The sequence below is a fragment of the Krasilnikovia sp. MM14-A1259 genome (genome assembly GCF_047159535.1).
Taxonomy (GTDB): Bacteria; Actinomycetota; Actinomycetes; order Mycobacteriales; family Micromonosporaceae; genus Actinoplanes.
This window is the reverse complement of sequence record NZ_BAAGAJ010000002.1, coordinates 1,947,439-1,966,632: the sequence shown is the minus strand read 5'-3', so window position 1 is coordinate 1,966,632 and position 19,194 is coordinate 1,947,439. Positions and strand designations below refer to the sequence as shown.

The 19,194-nt window shown below is 73.5% G+C and carries 19 protein-coding genes; 10 read left to right on the top strand and 9 right to left on the bottom strand.

The window, feature by feature from the left end:
• The first annotated feature begins 59 nt into the window (after positions 1 to 59).
• From ACMCNK_RS08455 to ACMCNK_RS08440, 4 genes are all read left to right on the top strand, one after another.
• Positions 60 to 998, top strand: coding sequence for a hypothetical protein (locus ACMCNK_RS08455; RefSeq protein WP_412735839.1), 939 nt, complete (start codon positions 60 to 62; stop codon positions 996 to 998).
• Positions 999 to 1,007: 9 nt separating this feature from the next.
• Positions 1,008 to 1,628 (top strand): hypothetical protein, encoded by a 621-nt coding sequence (locus tag ACMCNK_RS08450; RefSeq protein ID WP_412735838.1) that lies wholly within the window; start codon positions 1,008 to 1,010, stop codon positions 1,626 to 1,628.
• Between the two features lie 103 nt (positions 1,629 to 1,731).
• Positions 1,732 to 3,012: a lamin tail domain-containing protein gene (locus tag ACMCNK_RS08445; RefSeq protein ID WP_412735837.1), complete on the top strand. Its 1,281-nt coding sequence runs from the start codon at positions 1,732 to 1,734 to the stop codon at positions 3,010 to 3,012.
• Positions 3,013 to 3,130: 118 nt separating this feature from the next.
• Positions 3,131 to 4,141, top strand: a complete 1,011-nt coding sequence (locus tag ACMCNK_RS08440) for a LacI family DNA-binding transcriptional regulator (protein ID WP_412735836.1) — start codon at positions 3,131 to 3,133, stop codon at positions 4,139 to 4,141.
• An 18-nt stretch (positions 4,142 to 4,159) separates the two neighbouring features.
• Here ACMCNK_RS08440 and ACMCNK_RS08435 read toward each other — a convergent pair whose 3' ends face one another.
• The gene (locus ACMCNK_RS08435; protein ID WP_412735835.1) at positions 4,160 to 5,554 is read right to left on the bottom strand and encodes a serine/threonine-protein kinase; all 1,395 of its coding nucleotides are present in this window, start codon (positions 5,552 to 5,554) and stop codon (positions 4,160 to 4,162) included.
• A gap of 219 nt (positions 5,555 to 5,773) precedes the next feature.
• Between ACMCNK_RS08435 and ACMCNK_RS08430 the strand changes: the two genes are divergently transcribed.
• Entirely contained in the window at positions 5,774 to 6,580 is an 807-nt protein-coding gene (locus tag ACMCNK_RS08430; protein ID WP_412735834.1) for an AbfB domain-containing protein, read from the top strand.
• A 26-nt stretch (positions 6,581 to 6,606) separates the two neighbouring features.
• On the opposite strand, the gene ACMCNK_RS08425 is transcribed toward ACMCNK_RS08430, so the two are convergent.
• The 4 genes from ACMCNK_RS08425 to ACMCNK_RS08410 form a co-directional block, all read right to left on the bottom strand.
• Positions 6,607 to 8,313, bottom strand: a complete 1,707-nt coding sequence (locus ACMCNK_RS08425; RefSeq protein WP_412735833.1) for a phospholipid carrier-dependent glycosyltransferase — start codon at positions 8,311 to 8,313, stop codon at positions 6,607 to 6,609.
• A gap of 270 nt (positions 8,314 to 8,583) precedes the next feature.
• Complete coding sequence (locus ACMCNK_RS08420) at positions 8,584 to 9,858, bottom strand: molybdopterin-binding protein (RefSeq protein WP_412735832.1); 1,275 nt, start codon at positions 9,856 to 9,858, stop codon at positions 8,584 to 8,586.
• Positions 9,859 to 9,921: 63 nt separating this feature from the next.
• Positions 9,922 to 10,338, bottom strand: a complete 417-nt coding sequence (locus ACMCNK_RS08415) for a DUF4873 domain-containing protein (protein ID WP_412735831.1) — start codon at positions 10,336 to 10,338, stop codon at positions 9,922 to 9,924.
• Complete coding sequence (locus ACMCNK_RS08410; protein WP_412735830.1) at positions 10,335 to 11,009, bottom strand: TetR family transcriptional regulator; 675 nt, start codon at positions 11,007 to 11,009, stop codon at positions 10,335 to 10,337. Before ACMCNK_RS08410 ends, ACMCNK_RS08415 begins: the two co-directional genes overlap by 4 nt.
• 59 nt (positions 11,010 to 11,068) lie before the next feature.
• On the opposite strand from ACMCNK_RS08410, the gene ACMCNK_RS08405 reads away from it, so the two are divergent.
• The gene (locus tag ACMCNK_RS08405; RefSeq protein ID WP_412735829.1) at positions 11,069 to 11,959 is read left to right on the top strand and encodes an AurF N-oxygenase family protein; all 891 of its coding nucleotides are present in this window, start codon (positions 11,069 to 11,071) and stop codon (positions 11,957 to 11,959) included.
• 7 nt (positions 11,960 to 11,966) lie between these two features.
• On the opposite strand, the gene ACMCNK_RS08400 is transcribed toward ACMCNK_RS08405, so the two are convergent.
• Positions 11,967 to 12,569: an HAAS signaling domain-containing protein gene (locus ACMCNK_RS08400; protein ID WP_412735828.1), complete on the bottom strand. Its 603-nt coding sequence runs from the start codon at positions 12,567 to 12,569 to the stop codon at positions 11,967 to 11,969.
• 178 nt (positions 12,570 to 12,747) lie between these two features.
• Here ACMCNK_RS08400 and ACMCNK_RS08395 point away from each other — a divergent pair, with 178 nt between their 5' ends.
• The 4 genes from ACMCNK_RS08395 to ACMCNK_RS08380 all read left to right on the top strand — a co-directional run bounded on the left by ACMCNK_RS08395 (position 12,748) and on the right by ACMCNK_RS08380 (position 16,558).
• The gene (locus tag ACMCNK_RS08395) at positions 12,748 to 13,527 is read left to right on the top strand and encodes a hypothetical protein (protein WP_412735827.1); all 780 of its coding nucleotides are present in this window, start codon (positions 12,748 to 12,750) and stop codon (positions 13,525 to 13,527) included.
• A gap of 199 nt (positions 13,528 to 13,726) precedes the next feature.
• Positions 13,727 to 14,959, top strand: a complete 1,233-nt coding sequence (locus ACMCNK_RS08390) for an inorganic phosphate transporter (protein ID WP_412735826.1) — start codon at positions 13,727 to 13,729, stop codon at positions 14,957 to 14,959.
• 14 nt (positions 14,960 to 14,973) lie between these two features.
• Complete coding sequence (locus ACMCNK_RS08385) at positions 14,974 to 15,285, top strand: hypothetical protein (RefSeq protein WP_412735825.1); 312 nt, start codon at positions 14,974 to 14,976, stop codon at positions 15,283 to 15,285.
• Between the two features lie 139 nt (positions 15,286 to 15,424).
• Positions 15,425 to 16,558 (top strand): hypothetical protein, encoded by a 1,134-nt coding sequence (locus ACMCNK_RS08380; RefSeq protein ID WP_412735824.1) that lies wholly within the window; start codon positions 15,425 to 15,427, stop codon positions 16,556 to 16,558.
• A gap of 30 nt (positions 16,559 to 16,588) precedes the next feature.
• Here ACMCNK_RS08380 and ACMCNK_RS08375 read toward each other — a convergent pair whose 3' ends face one another.
• From ACMCNK_RS08375 to ACMCNK_RS08365, 3 genes are all read right to left on the bottom strand, one after another.
• A complete protein-coding gene (locus tag ACMCNK_RS08375; RefSeq protein WP_412735823.1) occupies positions 16,589 to 17,008 on the bottom strand; it encodes a hypothetical protein in 420 nt (139 codons plus the stop codon).
• 10 nt (positions 17,009 to 17,018) lie between these two features.
• Complete coding sequence (locus tag ACMCNK_RS08370) at positions 17,019 to 18,833, bottom strand: DUF4157 domain-containing protein (protein ID WP_412735822.1); 1,815 nt, start codon at positions 18,831 to 18,833, stop codon at positions 17,019 to 17,021.
• Positions 18,834 to 18,898: 65 nt separating this feature from the next.
• Entirely contained in the window at positions 18,899 to 19,090 is a 192-nt protein-coding gene (locus ACMCNK_RS08365) for a hypothetical protein (protein ID WP_412735821.1), read from the bottom strand.
• Positions 19,091 to 19,194: the final 104 nt, after the last annotated feature.

Below are 19,194 nucleotides of genomic sequence, written 5' to 3'. Positions count from 1 at the left end.
GACCCGCGGCCGGAGCGTTTCGGCCCGCCGCGGGTGCCCACGTACGTATGGAGGTCCGTGTGACTGACAACCGGATGAAGGTGATCCTCGGAACGTCTCCCGACGGCGTGACCTCGGAGCACGTCCTGATGACCCCCACGGCCGGTCACCCCAACCAGGCCCTGCAGGTTCTCACGCTCGCCCAGCGCACCGCGGAGGAGCACGTCGCCACCGCACACCGGCAGGCGGACAAGATCCGGACGGACGCGCTGGCCGCGGCCGAGCAGATCGCCCGCGAGGCCGAGCAGCACGCCCACGCCGTACGGCGGGAGGCCGACCACGTGCTCGCCGAGGCCCGCGCCACCGCCGAGCGGGGCGCGATCGAGGCCCGTACGCGGGTCGAGGAGGCGCAGCGCAACGCCGACCTGATCGTGTCCGACGCGCAGGCGCGGGCCGAGTCCGTCGACGCCGACGCCCGCGCAAACGCCGAGGCGCTGCGGGTGCAGGCGCAGCGCCGCTTCGACGACGTGGTGGGCAGCCTCAGCGCCAAGCGGGAGGACCTGCAGGACCAGATCGAGGCGCTGGAGCAGTTCGACCGGGAGTACCGGGCCCGGCTCGCCGCGTTCATGCAGGGCCAGCTCCGCGCGCTGTGGCTGGACCAGCCGCAGGTGAACGGCGAACTGGAGCTCGACGAGCCGGAGGAGCCGCGGCACGCGGCGGAGGAACGGGCGGGCCAGCCCGCGGCCGTGCCGCCGGCGGCGATGCCCCCGCAGCCGGTGTCCCCGTCCGCTGCCCCCACACACCCGGCCGCTGCACCCACAAACTCCGCCGCTGCACCGGCCCAGCCCGCGGCTGCACCCACGCAGCCCGGCGGCCCGCTCGTGCATCCCGCGGCGGCGGCGCCCGCGCGCCCGGCGGCAGCGCCGTCGATGCCCCCGCTTCCGGAACTCATGGTTCCCGGGCCGCGGCGCAGCGCCGAGGCCGAACCCGCCGCGGAGGCCGAAGATCATTCGGCCTAGGCTGGGCCCGTGACCTGGCTCGACATCATCGGCTGGGCCGGCTCGGCGCTCCTCGTGTGGTCGCTGCTGCAGAGCCGGCTGCTGCGCCTGCGCGCCCTCAACCTGGTCGGCTGCGTGGTGCTGATCGGCTTCAACGCGGCACTGGGCGTCTGGCCCATGGTCGGGCTGAACGTCGTCCTCTGCGTGATCAACATCTGGTACCTGTGGCGGATGCTGTCGACCCGCCACGACGAGCGGGCGTACCGGGTCGTGCAGGTGCGCTCCGACGACGAGATGCTCGGGTACGTGCTGGAGCGGCACCGTGACGACATCGCCCGGTTCAACCCGGGGTTCCGCCCGGCCGGGCCGAGCCCGGACCGCGCCGCGTTCCTGGTGGTCAACCGGGACGAGGTGGTCGGGGCGGTGGTGTTCCGGTCCAGCGGCGACGGCGTCGCCCAGGTGGAGCTGGACTACGTGACCCCGCCGTACCGGGACTTCACGCCGGGGGAGTTCGTCTACCGGGAGAGCCGGTACTTCCTCGAGCACGGCTGCAAGACCGTGGTGACCCCGCCCGGCATGCTCGCGCCGTACTACGGCCGGTTGGGCTTCCACCGCGCGGGCGACTCGTACGTGCTGGACCTGGCCGGCTGATCGGGCCGGGTCCCGCTGACAACCCTAAGGACGCCTCCGCGCCGGTCGATGAGCTTCGACGTTCTGTTCTCGTCGCTCACCGCGCCCCCGGGAGGTCCGTATCGTGCTGCGCCGTCTCACCGCCGCGCTCGCGGCCGCGCTCGTCGCCGTGCCCCTCACCGCCGCCCCGGCGTCCGCCGCGATGGGCGCGTGCCTGCCCGTGGCGGGCAGCCCGCGCTGCCACGTGTGGACCGGCAAGGTGGCCTGGGTCGCCGACGGCGACACGGTGCTGGTCGACATCAACGGCGACGGCACGAAGACCCCCAAGTCGGTACGGATCATCGGCATGCAGGCGATGGAGCAGCACGTCTACTCGCCGAACCCGAAGAAGCGGCGCGGTGACTGCCACGCGCTGGCCGCCACCGCGCGGGTCGAGCAGCTCGTCAGGGCCGGCGGCGGCGTCGTCCGGATGACCGCGCTGCACGCCTCCAGCAGCAGCCGGAACCGGCCGCTGCGATCCATCTCCGTCAAGATCAACGGCCAGTGGCGGGACATCGGCACCGACCTGGTGCGCCGCGGGCTCACGCTGTGGCAGCCGTTCGGCGGCGAGTGGGCGGCGGACTCGACGTACCGCCAGATGGAGGCGCTGGCCGCCAACGACGGGATCAACCTGTTCGACACGGACAGCTGCGGGTCCGGGCCGTACCAGAGCAGCAAGATCAGCGTGTGGGTCAACTCCGACGCCGACGGCGAAGACGCCAAGAACCTCAACGGCGAGTGGGTGCGCGTCGGCAACGACTCGCCCGCCGACGTGCGGATCGGCGGCTGGTGGGTCCGCGACTCGGGGCTGCGGCGCTACACGTTCCCGTCCGACACCGTGGTGCCCGCAAACGGAGCAGTGTTCCTGCACGTCGGCCGCGGCACCAACACCGCGACGCACAAGTACTGGGGACTCACGGGTCCGGTCTTCGAGAACGTGGGTGCGGCGTCCCACACCCTGGGCGACGGGGCGTACCTGTTCGACCGGCAGGGCGACGTGCGCGCCTGGATGCAGTACCCGTGCATGCTCAACTGCACCAGCCCGCTGGCGGGCAAGGTGACCATGGAGCTGGACCCGGATGGCCGCCCGGAGCACGTCGACCTCACCAACACCAGCACCGAGGCGGTGGACCTGTTCGGGCACATGCTGGTCAACCGGCCGTACCGGTACCAGTTCCTCACGCACACCGTGCTGCAGCCCGGCGACACGCTGACGGTCTACACCGGCACGGGCACCAACTCCGGGCTGACCCGCTACTGGGGCGAGAGCGGCGACATCTTCACCCACGCCGCGGATGCGGTGTCGTTGCAGACCGCGGCCGAGACCATCGTGTTGTGCCAGCAGTGGGGCGGCGTCCGCTGCTGAGCGGGACGCGGTGACCCCCGGGTAGCGTACCGTTATCGATCTCCGTCACCGGCCGGCGCGGGCCTGGCCACGGGGCGGTAGCTTGTGACGGGACGCGAGCGAGGGAGCGTGGGACGCGATGACGACCGGGAGGAACCGTTCGACCGGGCGGCCCACCCTGGACCAGGTCGCCCTGCGGGCCGGCGTGGGCCGCGGCACGGTGTCCCGGGTGGTCAACGGCTCGTCCCAGGTCAGCCCGCAGGCAAAGCAGGCGGTCGAGGACGCGATCGAGGAACTCGGGTACGTGCCGAACCGCGCCGCCCGCGCGCTGGTCACGCAGCGTACGGACTCGATCGCGTTGGTGATCTTCGAGTCGGGGGAGCGGTTCTTCGCGGAACCGTTCTTCGGGCGGATCGTCCAGTCGATCTCCTCGGCGCTGATCGTGCGCAACCTGCAGATGCTGCTGATGATCGCCCAGTCGCCGCAGGAGCGGCAGCGCCTGGAGGGCTATCTGACCCGCCAGCATGTCGACGGGGCGCTGCTGCTGTCGCTGCACGGCGATGACCCGCTGCCCGCCAAGCTGGAGGAACGCGGCCTGGCCACGGTGCGCGCCGGGCGTCCGACCTATCCCGCCCCCGGCTGCGTCGTCGACGCGGACAACCGCGGCGGCGCCCGCGAGGCCGTGCACTACCTGCACCGGCAGGGCCGCCGCCGGATCGCGGCCATCGCCGGCCCGCAGGACATGGCTGCCGGACTGGCCCGCCTCGACGGCTACCGCGACGTCGCCGGGCACGGGCCGGTGGCGGTGGGCGACTTCAGCGAGGAGAGCGGCGCCGCGGCGATGCGGTGGCTGCTGGACCACTATCCGGACGTCGACGCGGTCTTCGCGGCCTCGGACATGATGGCCGCGGGCGCCATGCGGGTGATCCGCGAGCGCGGCCTGCGCGTGCCGCAGGACATCGCGGTCGTCGGCTTCGACGACTCGGTGATCGCCCGGCACACCGAGCCTCCGCTGACCAGCGTGCATCAGCCGATCGAGCAGATGGGCCAGGAGATGGTCCGGCTGCTGCTGGCCAAACTCGACGGCGAGGCCCTGGACGACAGTGAGATCGTGCTGCGGACCCGCCTGGTGCTGCGCGGCTCGGCCTGACCCCGCGGCCTGGGCGGTTCAGGTCCGGGCGGCCCGGGCCAGGTCGGTGAGCCGGGCCTGAAGGACGTCCGCCCGGTCCGCAGTGATGCCACCCTCGGCCGCCCGTTCACGCACCTTGCGGCGCAGGTCGGCGACCCGGTCCGCGACGTCACCGGCCGATGCGCCGGCCAGCGGGCGCAGCAGGTTCGCCAGGTCGGTGGCCACGTCGGGGCGGATGTCCCCGGCGGCCCTGCCGTCCTGCACCGCCGCGCCGACCCGGCGCAGCGCGACGTCGACGTCCAGCGGGGCCTGAGTGGGCGGGCTGCGCCGGGCGCGGGGAGCGGTCGCCGACGGCGCCGCCGAGGACGGTACGGGCGAAAGCGGCGCAGCCACCGCCGGGGGAGGCGCGGCCCGCCCCGGCTCGTCCGCGCGGTGGACGACCCCCAGCACCACGAACGTGACGCCCGCCGCCAGGGCCAGCCCGACCGCGGCAGCGCGTACGGGCCGGCGGCGCCGCCGTGGCCGGGTCAGCGCGACCGTGTGCGCGGGGGCGCGGCCGGCGGTGTACCCGACCGGGTCGCGCCCCGCGTTCCGGCTGCCGCGGGCGGGCGGGGCCAGCGCGGTCAACCGGTCGCGGGCCTGCGCGGCGGTGGGGCGCGCGGCGGGATCCTCGTCCAGGCACCGGTGCACCAGTTCGCGGAACTCCGCGGGCAGGTCGGCGGGCAGTGGCGCGGGCGGGTACCGGCGGGCGGCGTCCAGTTCCTCCCACGTGTCCACCGGGTACGGCGGGTCGCCGGTCACCATCTCGTACAGCAGGATGCCCAGGCCGTAGACGTCCGTGGCGGGCTCCGCGGGACGTCCGTCGAGCCGTTCCGGGGACACGTACGCGGGGGTGCCGAACGTCCGGCCGGTCTCGTCGTCGTCCGGATCGCCGGTGGCCGCGCTGATCCCGAAGTCGAGGATCTTGACGCCGGTCGGGGTGAGCATCACGTTGCCCGGCTTGATGTCGCGGTGCACGACCCCGGTGGCGTGCGCCGCGGCCAGCGCGTCCGCGACCGCCGCCCCGACCGCTGCGGCCTCCCGCCACGGCAGCGGGGCGTCGGCCAGCCGGGCCGCCACGGTCTCGCCCGCCAGGAGTTCCATCACCACGAACGGGGCCAATGACCCGTCCGGACGGATCGCCTCGGTGTAGTCGTGCACCGCCGCCACGTGCGGGTGCGACAGCCGGGCCGCGGTACGCGCCTCCTTCCAGGCGAGCTGCAGCAGCTCGGCCGCGGAGGCGGTGAGGTTGGTGGGCAGCTTCAGCGCGACCGGGCGGCCGAGCAGTTCGTCGTCGGCGCGCCAGATCTCGGCCATCCCGCCGGTTTCCAGGCGGGTCGTGAGCCGGTACCGGGAGGCCAGCAGGGTGCCCGCGGTCGGCCAGTCGTCGCTCACGCGGCAAACCCTCGTCGAACGGTGACCGGCGTGTCAACCGCACAGTGCCTGATCACGGCCGCTACGGTGCATCGATCCCGGTCGGCGTCTCGGCCCGATTTGCCCTGGTCCCGCCCCTGTTGGCGTGGCGAGCACCGCCATTTCAGCCCTTGCGGATCGTGGCCGCGGAGCCGACCATAGTCTGTCGCGGTCACCGTCGGCGATCGGGGATGGGAACGGATGTCCACAGAGGATGGCTCGCGGCTTCGCCAGGCGACGCTCACCGGCTCCGCCGTGCTGCTCGCCGTCGCGATCGCCGTGCCCATGCTGCTCGTGCGCGAGTCGCGGTCGGCCGCGCCCAGTCGTTTCATCGTGCCGTCGTCCCCGGCGCAGCCGGTGATCCCCGTCACTGCCGGGGTGCCGGGCCGTTCCGCGGCCGCGCCCGGTTCCCGGACGGCACCGCCGCCGCCGCGGACCACCTCGGCGCAGGCGGACCCGGCCGGCCCGTCGACCCCCGACCAGGCCACGTCCCCCACGACCCCGGCCGTGACCCCGCCTCCCACGACCCAGGCCGCGACCACGGTCGCACCGTCGCCGCCCCCGCCCGCACCGGTCTTCGCGGCGGGCGCGGTCATCGGGCTGGAGCCTGCCGCCAGCCCGGGCCACCGCGTCGGCAGCGGCCGGGAGCGGACGCTGATCGACGTCGCGCGGCCTGGCGACAAGGCCGAGGACCGGCTCGCCACCCGCTTCGTCGTGCGCCCCGGACTGGCCGACCCGGCGTGCGTCTCACTGGAGTCCGCCGCCCGCCCGGGTCGTTTCCTGCGGCACCACGCCTTCCAGATCCAGGTGGACCGGGAGAAGCCCGGGGACGGCACGTTCGCGGCCGACGCGACGTTCTGCCCGGGGTCGGACAAACCGGGCGAACGGGTGACGCTGCGCTCCGCCAACCTCCCCGACCAGTACGTGACCGTCCGGCACGGCAAGCTCGTGCTGGCGCCCGAGGCGGCAGGGGACGCGGCGACGTTCGTCGTGCGGCCACCGCTGTAGCGGCGCAGCGCCGGCGATGAGCCCCCTCAGCCCGGGCGGCGGAAGATCGTGATGGAGTGGCCCACCTCGTCGACCGGGCGGCTGCCGTCGATCAGTGCCTTGAGCTGCTTGCCCGGCCGATCGATCCGCGAATCCGACACCACGAGCAGCCCGCGCACCTGATCCGCCGGGACCGCGAGCGGATTGCGGGCGGTGATCCCGTACGCGGCCGGGATCCCACTGCCCTTGTAGACCAGCCACACCTGCTCGCCCGGATACCGCTCGCGCAACCGGTCGGCCAGCCGGCCCAGGTCCTGGCCCCAGTCGACGTTCGAGTCGTGCAGAGACCGGTAGGTCCGGGCCGGCCCGCCGAACGCCTCGTTGGAGTACGGCAGGTAATACGGGAACGTCCGCAGTGAGCTGACCGCCACGAACACCACCAGCGCCGCCGTGACCGGGCGTGCCCAGCGGGGACGGCGCAGCGTGACCAGCGTGCCCGCGGCGACCGCCAGGAACAGCGGCAGGAACACCGCGTACCGGGTGCCGTAGTCGCGGGCGCCGCTCATCGCCGCCAGCAGCAGCACCGCGGCCGGGACCACCACGTACGCCGCCGCGGGCCACAGCCGCCGGGTCGTCACCATCCGCAGCGCCCCGGCCGCCCACAGCGCCAGCATGCCCAGTGGGGTCTTCACCAGCAGTGCGGCGGGCAGGTAGTACCAGAGCGCGCCGCGGTACTGCCGCCCGAACAGGAACCCGCGGTACGTGTCGTCCTCGAAGCCGAACTGGATCCGCATCCCGTCCCGGTACGCCCGGGGCACGGGCAGCCAGTCCGTGATCAGGCCGCGTAACCCGCCGATGACCGGCACGTCCGGTGGTGTCACCCAGTGCAGCCGGGGGTCCACGGCCAGGTAACTCGCCCACACCACGGCCAGCGCGCACGCCGCCACCACGGCCGGGCCTGCCGCGATGCGGATCACCCGCCGCCACCGACCGTCCCACGCCGGTTTCGCGGCTTCCGTGCCGGATTCGGGGTCGCGCCGGGCCGCGGACCACACGGACACCGCGGCCAGACCCAGCATCACCGGTACGGCCGCGAGCGCGCTCATTTTCGTGGCCAGCGCCGCCCCCAGCGCCAGCCCCGCCAACGGCAGGTACCGGCCGGGGCGGCCCCGGGCACGCCAGAGCAGCCATGCCGCGGTGAGCAGGAACCCCGCCACGGGAACGTCCAGGGTGGCCAGTGCGCCGTGCGCGATGACGTCGGGCGAGAACGCGTACAGGCCGAGCGCGAGCAGGCCCGCCCATCGGCCCGCGAGGTCGGCCGCGAACGCCAGCACCACCAGGCCGAACAGCAGCGTCAGCAGGATCACCGGAAGCCGGGCCAGCAGCATCAGCCGGTACGGGTCGTTGCCGGAGGCGTACAGCAGCCGCTGGCCCATCTGCTCCTGGGTGTCACCCGGCGCGGGCGCCAGCCGCGGATGCGCGAACGCCGTCCCGGCACCGATCAGCAGCTTGCCCAGCGGCGGGTGTTCCGGGTTGTACCGCAGGCTGTGCTGCTGCTGGTAGACGACTGCGGTGCCGACGTACACCGGCTCGTCGATCGTGGGTGTCTGCTGCACCGCCGTGGTCAGCATCGCGACCGCCATCTGGGCCAGCAGAGCCACCGCCGCCAGCACGAACGGCCACCGCCGCCGCCGCGGGCCGCGCCCGGGGGCGGGCGCGTCGGCCGGGTGTTCGAGGGTCGTCTGCTGGGTCATCGTCCGTATGGTCGCTCGGGGGCTGGCTGGCCGGGGTCCTGCGGGATGCGTGGTCCGTCCCCGGTGACGGTACCCGGGCCGGGCCATGCGGGCCGGTGCCACCCGGCCGGGCGCGGCCCGGGCCGACGCGGCGTGGTCGGGTGCCACCCGGCCCGGCCCGGGCCGACGCGGCGCGGCGCGGCGGGGTGCGACCCGGCCCGGGCCCACGCGGCGTGGTCGAGTGCGACCCGGCCGGGCGCGCCTTCACCCGGGCCGCGCCCGGCGTCGCGGTCAGGTCAGGGAGAGCAGTTCGACGGGGCGGTCCGGCCGCCAGCTGACCGGGACCACGGCCAGCGCGTCGGCCTGCGCCGCATCGCCCAGATGCCGTGCCTGCGCCGCGGCATGCCCCAGTACGCACGCGCCCTGCCGGACGACCGGCAGCAGCCGGGTGCCGCGCGGGTCGGCGCGGACGTCGCCGATGAGCAGCGCCTGCGCCGAGGGCGCCGCGGGCCGTCCGGTGAGGCCGCCGATCAGCGGTTCGAGCAGGGTGAGCGCCGCGACCAGCGCCGCGTACGGGTCGCCCGGCACGCCGACCAGCCAGCGGTCGCCGAACTGGGCGAGCACCTGCCGCTCGGCCGGCCGGCACGCGACGCCGTCGACGTGCACGCACGCACCGAGCAGCCGCAGCGAGCGGTGCAGGCCGTCGGCGGGCCCGGCCGACGACGCGCCGCACACCACGGTGACCTCCGCGTCGTGGACGGCCGCAGCGATGGCGGCGGTCCCGGCGATGGCCGGCTGATCCGGCACGTACCGCGGCGGCTCGACGTCGGCGCCCCAGCCCCGCAGCAACGGGGCGAGCATCGGGGCCACCGCGTCGCGGACCGTGCCCGGCGGGGGCGTGCCCGCGGCGACGATCTCGTCGCCGGTGACCAGCAGGCGCACCACGGGCCGGCGCCGTACCGTCACCGTATCGAGGCCCACCGCGGCGGCCAGGCCGATCGCGGCCGGGGTGAGCAGGGCACCGGCGGGCAGCACCGGTTCGCCGGCCGAGACGTACTCACCGGTGCCGCGGATGTGCCGGCACGCGGTGACGCTGGCGGTGCACACCAGGTCGCCGTCGCGCTGCGCCTCCTCGTACGGCACCACCCGGTGGGTACCGGCGGGGATGGCGGCGCCCGCGGCGATCTCCACGGCCTCACCGGCGGCGACCGTGGGCGGGCCGCCGTGCCCGGCCAGGGCACGTCCCACCACGCGCCACGGGGCGATGCCGCGGACCGCGTATCCGTCCACCGCGGCGTCGTCCGTGCCCGGCAGGCTGGTCCGGGCGACGACCGCGGTCGCGAGGGTACGGCCGGCCGCGGCGTCCAGCGGTATCCGTTCGGTGCCCGTGGCCCCGGGCAGCCGTCGCGCCAGCGCGCGGGCCTGCGCCCACGGCGTCAGCGCCGGGGCGCTGCGGCGTAGCCGCCGGGCACGGGGGGCCCGGGCCGTCCCGGTCGTCATCGGTGGGCGGCGCTGCGGCGCCGGCGCTCGGGTGTCCTCATGGAAGTGGCCTTCGACGTGCGGCACGCCACGGCCGTGGCGCGGACGGGAGGGAACCCCCAGAGTCAGGCTCGCGCCCGGACGGGAAGGTCAGTAGGGACCTTCGGCCCCTTCAGGCCGCCCCGGGCCGGCCGGTGCCGCGGATGGCGGTGGTTCCGCGACCGCAGCGGGCGGTGCGGGCGAGGGCGGTGGTTCCGGGGCGGCCGGGTGGCACCAGGGCGGCAGGCCGGTGCCGGTCAGCCGCAGGCGACCCCACGGGTCGGGCTCGGCCAGCCGGACCGCGACCGCCGGGCCGGATCCGATGAGCAGGGTGCCGTCGCGCAGGCCGGCCCGGAACCGGGCGTGCAGGTCGTCGCTGGTGCCGGTGCGCCCGGCCCATCGGTAGCGGCCCTCGACCGGCTCGAAGCGGGCGGACAGCCGCACGATCACCGGGATGTCGCGGCCGTCGATGCGCAGCACCGCGGCGCCGGAGTACTCCTCGTCGAGTCCGTGCAGATGGTCGGTCATCGCCCGGTCACCGCCAGCCCCCCGGGCAGGTCGGCGGCGGCCTTGACGCCGGACACGCCGCTCCACAGCAGGGTGGTGAGGTAGTCGCTGAGCGCCGCCCGGCTGATCGGTTTCTGCCGGCGCAGCCACCAGTCGGCGGTGGTCTGCACGTAGCCGACCACCCCGTACGCCCAGGGCAGGGCGGGGCCGGTATCGAGGCCCAGGGCGCGCAGCCGGTCGCCGAGGATGCTGGCGAGCCCGCTGGCCACGGTGTCGACGACCTCGGCGACCACGTCGCGGGGGCGGGCGATGCTGGCCTGGTGCACCACGAACAGGTACAGGTTCGGGTCCGCCTCGATGTGCGCCAGGTAGGCGTCGATCGCGGCGTGGATGACGTCGCGCTCCTCGCGGACCGCGGCCACGGCCGGGCCGATGGCGGCCACCGCGAATGCCGCGCCCTGCTGGCCGACCGCCTGCCAGAGCTCGGACTTGTCCGCGAAGTAGCGGTAGAGCACCGGCTTGCTCACCCCGGCGTGGGCGGCGATCGTGTCCATCCCGATCTCGGGGCCGAGCTGCCGGATGGCCTCGATCGCCGCGGCGGTCAGCTCGGCGCGGCGCTGCTCGCGGTGATCGGCCCAGCGTCCCCGGCGGCCGTCGCGCGGGGTGTTGACGGAGGCATCCACGGAGTTCATAGTACGAGAAGTAACTGTTACTTCGGGTAACGTCAACCCCCCGATCCCGGAGGCACGTCATGGTGACCCCACCCCCCGCCCGCGACGTCACCGCCACCCGCCTGCTGCGCACCTCCCCGGCCCACACGTACGACCCGGACGTGGAGATCGACTGGGACGCTCCGCTCGCGCCCGACCGCTACTTCGTGCCGCCGCACCGGTGCAGCCTGTACGGCACCGAGCTGTGGGAGTCGCTGACCGAGGCGCAGCGGATCACGCTCACCCGTCACGAGGTCGCCAGCGTGGCCGGTCTCGGCATCTGGTTCGAGACGATCCTCATGCAGTTGCTGCTGCGCGACTACTACCGGCAGGACCCCACCGAGGCACACGCCCAGTACGCGTTGACCGAGGTCGCCGACGAATGCCGGCACTCGGTGATGTTCGGCCGGATGCTGACGAAGCTGGGCTGCCCGCCGTACCGGGTCGGCATGGTGGACGACCTGCTCGGCCGGTTCCTGGCCGCGACCGCGACCGGTCCGCGGATGTTCGCGGCGATCCTCATCGCGGAGGAGGTGCTCGACGCGTTGCAGCGCGAGTCCGCCGCGGACGAGTCGTTGCAGCCGCTGGTCCGGATGGTGTCGCGCATCCACGTCATCGAGGAGGCCCGCCACGTCCGGTACGCCCGGGAGGAACTGGCCCGGCAGGTCCGTACGGCCGGGCGGTCCCGGCTCGCGTACGACCGGCTGATCATCGCCCGGTCCGCGTACCTGACGGGGACCAGAATGGTGGCCCCGGAGGTGTACCGCTGTGTCGGGATCTCACCGGAGGTGGGGCGGCGGGCCGCCCGCACCAACCCGCACCACCTCGCGACGCTGCGCTGGGCCGGCCAGCGCGTGGTCTCCTACCTGGACGAACTGGGTCTCATCGGTGGTCCAGGGGTCGCCCTGTGGCGCCGTTCCGGCCTGATCTGATCCCGCCTCAGCGGGCAGCCTGCGATCGTGCGCTCAGGCCCGGCAACAGGGTCAGCCCGGCCACGAACGGTCCCGCCACCATCGCCAGGTACGCCAGCAGCACCAGCGGCCCGATCTCCGACGTGAGCAGCACCCCGGCAACCATCAGCAGGAACCCGCACAGGGCGGGCACGGCGGACAGCACCCACGCCGCCGCCTTCGCCGCGGGCGTCCATCGCGGCGACCCGCTGACCAGGGCCATCCCGGCCAACGGCGCGACGAGCGGGAGAAACACGCCGCCGACGGTCAGCAGCGTGACCGCCACGTAGTCGGTGGTGGCCGCCGCCGGTGCCGGGACCGCTGCGACGGGTGCCAGCGCGGGCAGGCGCAGGTGCGGGGGCATCCGGCCGCGGCGTACGGCCGCGGCCAGGTCCTCGGGCGGCCCCAGCCGCCGCACGATCCGTTCGGGGTCCTCCCCGCCGGCCGCCCGTCGCCGGGCAACGTAGTCGGCCACGGTGGTCATCAGCTCGTCGCGCAGTTCCGGCGCGAGGTCCTCGGTCTCGGCCCACAGGGCGGCGAGATAGTCCAGGACAAGGACGTCGGTGTGCGCGAGCGGTGCCGTGTCCGCCATCGTTCCCCCCGGTGTGTCGGTGCGTGGTGGTGTCCCTCAGCGTGCTGCCCCGGGGACCGGCCGGGTATCTGACCGGGGACGGATTGCACGCGACACGCTCCGCCTTTCGGTGGATCCGCAGTGGTGAGGTCTGCGGTTTCGCGCGCCGCGCGCGCCGTCGGTGGGACACCCTGATGGCGTGGTGGCGCAGCGCGACGGACGGCATCCGGAGAGCTGGTGGGCGCAGTTCCCGGTGGCGTCCGAACGCTTCGACCTGGCGTCCGCGGTGGACGGGATCGGCTACCTGATCCTGCCGCACATCCCGTCGCCGCTGCTGCGCCGCGAGGCCGAGATCGCCACGGACATCGTGGTCCGCCGGCTGGAGCGGCCGGCCAGTCCGGAGGCGGCGGAGCGGGCGGATGTCGCGCTGCGGCGGTTCGTCGCCACACTGGATCGCATCACCCACAGTGACACAAGTACGGGTTCGCTCACCGAGGCACTAGCTCTGCGTGACGTCCTGCAGGGCCGCTGCGCCGCCGCGGCGGCCGCGTCCGAGCCGTACGTCGGTACGGTCAAGCTGGAGAAGGTGTTCGTCACAGCGCTGCGCCTGGAGCATTTCGACATCCCGTTGACCCACCGGCTGCTCGCGGGCGGCCAGGAACCCGCCCAGGCCGTACGGTCGGGACTGCTCATCGGGCACTACAGCTGGTGGCCCGCCTGGCTGTTACGTATCGTCACCGAGCGGGCGCTGGCCGGCACCCTCGACGAGGAGACGATCGTCGCGCTGGACACCTGCGCGTACGCGTCGCTGAGCCCGGCCCAGGCGCGCCTGGCGCGCCAACTGCTCGACGGTGATCCCGGGCTGATCGAAACGGCCGTGAAGCGCCTCGAGGCGCAAGGGGAGCGGGACGCGGCCGAGAAGCTGCGCGAGGGAGACCTCAAAATGGTGGCCCTCGCGGTCCGGCTCACGCCGCGGTGACCGGTAAGGACCGGACCCCGCATGACGGCGAACGAATGGTTAACGAGGCAGCCTCGCCGACATGAATCATCACGCAAGGTAATTGAAAAACTACTCAACGTAGGACTTAGGGAAACAATAGGCAAACAAACTCGGAACACCTTTACATGTGTGGTTCACCTACTGGAATTACGCCGCCCGGGCAGGTCATCATCGCCGCGTGACAACCACATCGGTGATCCTTGCGCTGGTCATCGTCGCCGCGCTCGCGTTCGATTTCACGAACGGATTCCACGACACCGCCAACGCGATGGCCACCTCCATCGCCACTGGTGCACTACGGCCCAAGATCGCCGTCGCGCTGTCCGGCACCCTCAACCTGATCGGTGCGTTCCTGTCCGTGGAGGTGGCCCTGACGGTCACCAACGCCGTGGTGAAGATTCAGGGCAAGACCGGTGCCCCGAAGCCCGAGCTGCTGTCCGACGGCGGGTCCGCGCTCCTGCTGATCATCCTGGCGGGGCTGGCCGGCGGCATCCTGTGGAACCTGCTGACATGGTTGCTCGGCCTGCCGTCGAGCTCGTCGCACGCGCTGTTCGGTGGCCTGATCGGCGCCACGGTCGCCGGTCTGGGCTGGGCCGGGGTCAACTGGGCCGGTGACGGCAGCAAGCTCGACGGGGTGATCGGCAAGGTCCTGCTGCCCGCCGTCATGTCGCCGGTGATCGCCGGTGCCGTGGCCGCCGCCGGGACCTGGCTGGTCTACAAGGCCAGCGTCGGCGTGGCGCAGAGGTTCACCGACTCGGGCTTCCGCTGGGGGCAGATCGGCAGCGCCTCGCTGGTCTCGCTCGCGCACGGCACGAACGACGCGCAGAAGACCATGGGAGTCATCACGCTCGCGCTGATCGCCGCCGGGCAGTGGCACGACACGTCGAGCATCCCGCTCTGGGTCAAGGTGGCGTGCGCGGTCGCGATCGCCCTGGGTACGTACCTGGGTGGCTGGCGCATCATCCGAACCCTGGGCAAGGGGGTCGTGGAGATCACCCCGCCGCAGGGGATGGCCGCACAGTCAGCCGCGGCCACGGTCATCCTGGCCTCCAGCCACCTCGGCTTCGCGCTGTCCACCACGCACGTGGCCACCGGGTCCATCATCGGCGGCGGCCTCGGCCGCCGCGGGGCTGCGGTGCGCTGGGCCGTGGCCGGCCGGATGGTGGCCGCCTGGCTGATCACGCTGCCCGCGGCCGGGCTGGTCGGGGCGGCGATGTGGTGGATCGGTCACCTCGTCGGTGGCGTCGGCGGTGCGCTGGCCATCTTCACGCTGCTCGTCATCGGCTCCGGGGCCATGTACCTGCGCGCGCGGCGTACCCCGATCGGCCACCACAACGTCAACGACGAGTGGGAGCCCGCCCCGGCGCCGGTCATCGCCACGCCGCCCGTCCCCGCTGCGACCGTGAGCTGAAGGAGCCGTACGACATGCACAACCTGGGTTTCGCACTCAACGGCGCGTGGCGGGTCCTGCTCGCGAGTCTGCTGCTGGGTGCCGGGCTGCCGACGCTGTTCGCGCTCGGGGTGCGGTCCCTGGCGTGGGGCAGCGGCGGTGACGCCGAGGTGCACGAGACCGGCGTGACCGGGCCGACGCCCCGCCCGCTCGGCACCGTGGTGGGCTGGGCCTGCTTCGGGGTGGTGCTGCTCGGCGTCGGGCTGGGCATCACGTTCATCGTGGCCAGCGGCTTCGGCAAGGCGCTGAGCTTCGCGCACGGCTTCCCGACGATCGTCGACAAGTGACGGGTTGGGCACGGTCCGTGCCCAACCTGAAGTGAGCCTTAAGAAAGGTCGAAGAAACCTCGTGCGGTGAACCGTTATGGGAGCGCTCCCGTAACTATCGGGGAAGCCGGTTCCCCGCACAGGAAGGCTCCTCGCCCTCATGTATACCTCTCGAACGAACGTACGTCGCTGGCAGATCGCCGGCGTTGCCGCCGTCGCCGTGACCATGGTCGGCGTCGGCCTCGGCGTGGCCGCCGCCGACGAGACCGCTGCCCCCACGGTCAACTGTCCCGCGGTGGCGGGCAAACTGCCTGCGGTGCCCGCGCAGGCGCAGGCGGAGATCGGGCGCAACCTGGCGCTGCTCAACACCCAGATCGCCGAGGCCAACCGGCGACTGGCCACCAGCGTCGGGCAGGGCGGGCCGAACTTCATCCAGAACGCGATCCTGGGGCCGCTGAAGGACAAGCGGGTCGCCACGATCAACCGGATGGCGACCGCGATCGGGCGTAACGCCCCGCGCCCGCAGCTCGACGTGCAGGGCCTGGCCACGTGCACGCTGAACCAGGGCGGTGGCGCCTCCGCGGCCGAACCCACCGCCGTACCCAGCAGCAACCGGGCGGGTGGGGGCTCCACGGCCGCCGCGCCCACGGTCAACTGTCCCGCCGTGGCGGGCAAACTGCCTGCGGTGCCCGCGCAGGCGCAGGCGGAGATCGGGCGCAACCTGGCGCTGCTCAACACCCAGATCGCCGAGGCCAACCGGCGACTGGCCACCAGCGTCGGGCAGGGCGGGCCGAACTTCATCCAGAACGCGATCCTGGGGCCGCTGAAGGACAAGCGGGTCGCCACGATCAACCGGATGGCGACCGCGATCGGGCGTAACGCCCCGCGCCCGCAGCTCGACGTGCAGGGCCTGGCCACGTGCACGCTGAACCAGGGCGGTGGCGCCTCCGCGGCCGAACCCACCACGGTGGCCACCCAGGCCGCCGGCGCGGTCGCTGCGCGTACGGTCAACTGCCCCCGGGTGGACGGCGCGCTGCCCGCGATCCCGGCGCAGGCGCAGGACGAGGTCACTCGCAACCTGGCGCTGCTGGACACCCAGATCGCCGAGGCGAACCGGCGGCTCGCCACCAGCGTCGGCGAGGGCGGCCCCAACTTCGTGCAGAACGCGATCCTCGGGCCGCTGAAGGACAAGCGCGTCGCCACGATCAACCGCATCGCCACCGCCATCGGCCGGCACGCCGCCCGGCCGCAGCTCGACGTGGCGACGCTCGCCCCCTGCGCCCTGAACAACTGAGGCCCCGGCTGACGGGCCCCCGTTAACCCGTCAGCCGAACTGCGGCGTGGTCAACGACCCCGACCACACGCCGCCGAACGTCGCCGCAGCCTCCGCGTCGACCACATAGCGGCACCGCAGCACGAGCGGGCCGGCCGGCAACGACGCACCCCCGTTGACCGGCCGGCCCGCCCAGTGCCGCAGATCGGCCGCATGCTTGAGCGACCCGCCCGGCTCCAGGCGGGCACGCTCCACCGCCGACTCGTCGCGGTCGCCGGTGAACCTCAGCACCCGCGAGTCGTCGAGCAGCACGGAGAACCAGTCCAGATGGATCTCGCCGACGTCCACATGACTCAGGACGGTCAGCTCCGCCGGGCCCGCGTTGTGCAGCGTGAACGTCACGGTGCCACCGTCGGCCGCCCCACCCAGCCGCAGCCCGTCCACCACCGGCGACCACGCCACCGCGCCCACCGCGCCCCCTTCAGCGCTCGTAGCCGACCCGAACGTCGTAGTCGGCGTCGTCCATCGACGACTTGTTGCGGATCTGACCCATCGACGGCGCCCACCGCATCGACACGATCTTGTCGTCGGCGTCCGGTGTGTCCTCGTCGAACACCTCGATCAGCACCGCCGAGGCCAGCGGCAACGTGGTGGTGAACGCCTCCAGCGGCACGAGGAAGTCGTGACTGTCGCCGTCGTTGAGCTTCGTCACCTTCGTACGGTGCTTCTTCTGTCCGGTGACCTTGACGTAGACCTCGTCCGCGCCGGTCCAGTCCTCCGTGCCGCGCACCTTGACCCAGACCTCGACGTTGCGGTGCGCCAGCTCCCGCTCGTACGCGAGCCGGGTGAAGTCGCGCCGCACCCGGTCCGGGCCCGCCGCCAGGGCTGCGACCTCCGCACGGATCTCGACCAGCCGCCGGGCCAGGTTCACCGTGTCGAAGATGTCGATGTCGTGCGCGATCGGCAGGTCGACCGTGTTGTACACCGTGCCGGTGCCCGGGTCGGTGAACGTCAGCGAGTTCCACTTGACGGCCGCGTCGCCGAACGCCTCGGTCGGCGGCCCCTGCCGGACCAGCGCGATCGCGGCCGGATCCAGCTTGGCCCGGCCCGCGTCGTCGGTCCGCCAGCCCCACGCGACGCTGCCCAGATACATCCCGGCCAGCGGCCCGTCGATGGCCAGCGCGGCCACCTCGAAACTCTGCGTCCACTGCTGCCCGGCGAACGCAGGCGTACGCCCCGGGGTGTCGTCCAGCACCGCATCGACCGCCGGGAAGAACGTGCCGTCGGGCTTGCGGCGGTGCGCCCCCGTGGCGTTGTTGCCGCCGCTGGCCGCCACATCGCCCAGCGCCGCCGACACCACCGCCGCGGCGGCCCCGGCCGGGGCCACGTTGTAGACGCCGTACAGCGGATTGGTGTTGGGGATCGTGCCGCCCCGGCCGAAATCGCGCCGGTCGATGCCGCGGCCCACGTCACCCTCACCGCGCTGCAGGAAATCCGGCATCGTACGGGCATTCGACGGCGTGTCCACCGCCCCGCCGCGGGTCGTCGCGGACAGCGTCTTCACCGACTGGGTCAGGCCGATCCGGGTCGCCTCGACCAGGTCGTTCGCGGTGAAGTGCAGCTCGATGTGTGCGCCGATCGTGCCCGCCTGATTGACCGGCCGGTACGCCGCGGTCGTCCAGGACCCACCGGCCGTGGCCACCAGCCGGTGGATCACCGGCGCCGCCCCCGTCACGCGCGGGGCGCCCGCGGCGGCCGCCCGTTCCGTCGCGTCGGCGGGAGAGCTCACCGCGTCCGGCCGCGGCGGCAGGCTCACGCCGTCATGCTGCACGACGTGGGCCAGCTCGTGCGCGACGACCGTGGGGGAGGGACGGGCATCCGCGAACGCGACGCGGTTGCCGTACGCCGCGGCGTGCGCCCCCAGCGCCGCCAGCCCGGCCCGCGCCGCGTCCCCACCCAGGTACGCGTCGACGTGTCCGAAGTCGTGCCCGAACCGCTCCTCCATCTGCTCCCGGTACGGCACCGCCCCGGCACTGCCGGAGGTCGCCAGCGCGAACGCGTCCGCCGGGGCGAGGGTGGTGTTCCGGTCTGGGACGGCGGGACCTGCCACGCCCGCGACCAGCCGGTGGATCGCCGCGTTGCCTGCGGCCAGCACGGCCTCCAGCGACGATCGGTCGGGCGGCACCTGCCCGGGGGCCCACCGGCCGGGCAGTGACGACCGGACCGGTGCGGATGCAACAGGGCGGGCTTCCACCGCGTCGTCGGCGTCTCGCCGCGGCTCCAGCCTGGCCCGCATCGCCACCACCCGCTCTCGCCCGCTCGTCTCACGGTAGCCACCGCGGGCCCGCCGCGACAGCAGCCCTACTGGTCGCGACCGCCTTGGGTGGCGGTGGCGGCGCCCGCGTCCGATCCAAGGCGGGCCAGAAACGATTCCAGTACCGCCGCGAGTCCATCGATCGTGTCGTCCTCCACGAAGGCGTGACCGGATTCGGCAAGGCGGTCAGCGACCTGCTCGGCGATCCGCCGAAGCTGGTTGTCGCCCTGGAGACTCATCGCATCCTCCCTCGGAAGAGCGGGCGAAGTCCGTCGTCCGCTTCGGGCGGGCCTGGAGCGGCGACCCGGGCAGATGATAGGCCAAGTTCCTCATGCCTGTACAG

Coding starts and splice junctions, on each gene's coding strand:
- ACMCNK_RS08440 (WP_412735836.1), top strand. CDS start 3,131: ATGACGACCGGGAGGAACCGTTCGACCGGGCGGCCCACCCTGGACCAG.
- ACMCNK_RS08430 (WP_412735834.1), top strand. CDS start 5,774: ATGTCCACAGAGGATGGCTCGCGGCTTCGCCAGGCGACGCTCACCGGC.
- ACMCNK_RS08425 (WP_412735833.1), bottom strand. CDS start 8,313: ATGACCCAGCAGACGACCCTCGAACACCCGGCCGACGCGCCCGCCCCC.
- ACMCNK_RS08415 (WP_412735831.1), bottom strand. CDS start 10,338: ATGACCGACCATCTGCACGGACTCGACGAGGAGTACTCCGGCGCCGCG.
- ACMCNK_RS08410 (WP_412735830.1), bottom strand. CDS start 11,009: ATGAACTCCGTGGATGCCTCCGTCAACACCCCGCGCGACGGCCGCCGG.
- ACMCNK_RS08405 (WP_412735829.1), top strand. CDS start 11,069: ATGGTGACCCCACCCCCCGCCCGCGACGTCACCGCCACCCGCCTGCTG.
- ACMCNK_RS08400 (WP_412735828.1), bottom strand. CDS start 12,569: ATGGCGGACACGGCACCGCTCGCGCACACCGACGTCCTTGTCCTGGAC.
- ACMCNK_RS08385 (WP_412735825.1), top strand. CDS start 14,974: ATGCACAACCTGGGTTTCGCACTCAACGGCGCGTGGCGGGTCCTGCTC.
- ACMCNK_RS08380 (WP_412735824.1), top strand. CDS start 15,425: ATGTATACCTCTCGAACGAACGTACGTCGCTGGCAGATCGCCGGCGTT.
- ACMCNK_RS08370 (WP_412735822.1), bottom strand. CDS start 18,833: ATGCGGGCCAGGCTGGAGCCGCGGCGAGACGCCGACGACGCGGTGGAA.
- ACMCNK_RS08365 (WP_412735821.1), bottom strand. CDS start 19,090: ATGAGTCTCCAGGGCGACAACCAGCTTCGGCGGATCGCCGAGCAGGTC.